Source organism: Pseudomonas sp. GM84 (assembly GCF_000282535.1).
Classification (GTDB): Bacteria; Pseudomonadota; Gammaproteobacteria; order Pseudomonadales; family Pseudomonadaceae; genus Aquipseudomonas.
On sequence record NZ_AKJC01000049.1, the window covers coordinates 1 to 1,706 of the forward strand.

The 1,706-nt window shown below is 65.7% G+C and carries 1 protein-coding gene; it reads right to left on the minus strand.

The window, feature by feature from the left end; genetic code table 11:
- The coding region (locus PMI38_RS03515; RefSeq protein WP_008090726.1) for a DNA polymerase II at nt 1–1,542 on the minus strand (1,542 nt) is incomplete at its 3' end.
- Between the last annotated feature and the right edge of the window lie 164 nt (nt 1,543–1,706).

Sequence of the window (1,706 nt, forward strand, 5' to 3'; positions counted from 1 at the left end):
CGGGTCGAAGAAGCGGCAGCCGCTGGAGCCGAGCACCCCATAGAAGGCGTTCATGATGATCTTCAGCGCCTGCGACAAGGCCGCGTTGCCGTCGCGCTTGGCCGCCTCCCTGCCCTGCCACACGCGCTCGACGATGGCGGGCAAACAATGCTGGCTGCGCGAGAAGCGCCCGCCGCGAAAGCCTTCGACCGAATGCGCGTCATCGGGCTGGCGCAAGCCCTCGACCAGGCCCACCGGGTCGATCAGGAAGGTGCGGATGATCGACGGGTACAGGCTCTTGTAGTCCAGCACCAGCACCGAGTCGTACAGCCCAGGGCGCGAGTCCATGACGAAACCGCCGGGGCTGGCTTCGTCAGGGCGGCTGCCGAGGTTGGGGGCGACAAACCCCATGCGGTGCATATGCGGGATGTACAAATGGCAGAACGCAGCCACCGAGCCGCCGCTGCGGTCCACCGCCAGGCCGGTGACGGCGGCGCGTTCGAGCAGGAACTCAAGCAAGCGGGTGTGGGCGAAGATGCGTGTCACCAGCTCGCAGTCCTTGAGGTTGTAGCGGGCCAGCGCGGGCTTGTCCTCGGCGAACATGCGGTTGATCTCGTCCATGCGCTGGTAGGGCGTGTCGATGGCCTTGCCTTCGCCGAGCAAGGTCTGGGCGACATTCTCCAGGCTGAAGGAGGGGAAACTCCACGTCGCCGAGCGCAGGGCTTCGATGCCGTCGATCAGCAGGCGTCCCGGCGCATCGGCGAACACGTGGCCGCCGTTGGCGTGGGCACGCAGGGTCATGGGCGCACCCTCGCGACCCAGGGCCAGCGGCACCTGCAGTTGCTTGGCATGTTCGTGCAGCAGGCGCAGGTCGAACTGCACCAGGTTCCAGCCGATGATCGCGTCCGGGTCGTGCTGGGCCAGCCATTGGTTGAGGCACACCAGCAGTGCTGCGCGGTCTTGGCAGTAGTGCAGGTCGAAATCGAGGCTTTCGGGGGCGTTGGCGGCTGGGCCGAGCATGTACACCTGGCGTTGGCCGCAGCCTTCGAGGGCGATGCTGTAGAGCTCGCCGCGTTCGCTGGTTTCGATGTCCAGCGACACCAGGCGCAGGGGTGGGCGGTAGTCGCTGGCGGGTTTGAGCTGGGCATCGCAGAGCACGCCGTGGGCATCGGGCGTGCCGGTGAACTGCACGGCGGCGGTGATGAAGCGCTCCATCAGGTAGCGTTCCGGGGGGCGGATGTCGGCCTCGAAGACGTCGATACCGGCGCTGCGCATTCGTTGTTCGAGTTGCATGAGTTGGCGGTGTTGGCGGGTGTAGAGGCCGACCATGGGGCGTTGTTCGAAGTCGCGCAGGCGCAGGGGTTTGAGTTGGGCGCCGGCTTCGCCAGTCAGTAGCAGGCGTGCGTGTTCGGCCTGCGCCTGGGGCAGGAAGGCGACGGACTCCTGGGGTGCCAGGCGCACGCGCTGTGGCCCTTGGTCGGTGGCCAGCCAGAACTCCACGCAGGTGCCTTCGGGCGTGTCGTACCAGTGCCGGGTCAGGACGAAGCCCTGCTGCAATTCCACGGTTACCTCGAATCATCACTTTGCCATTAGCGACGATTCTACCGCCCAGCCCTACTTTTAGCTTTCGCTGTTGCTCTGCTGTTGCTCTGCTGTTGCTCTTGCCGTTGCTCTTGCTTCTGGTACGCGCAAGTTCAGTCACCGCAAATTGCGACGTCAGGAGGCCG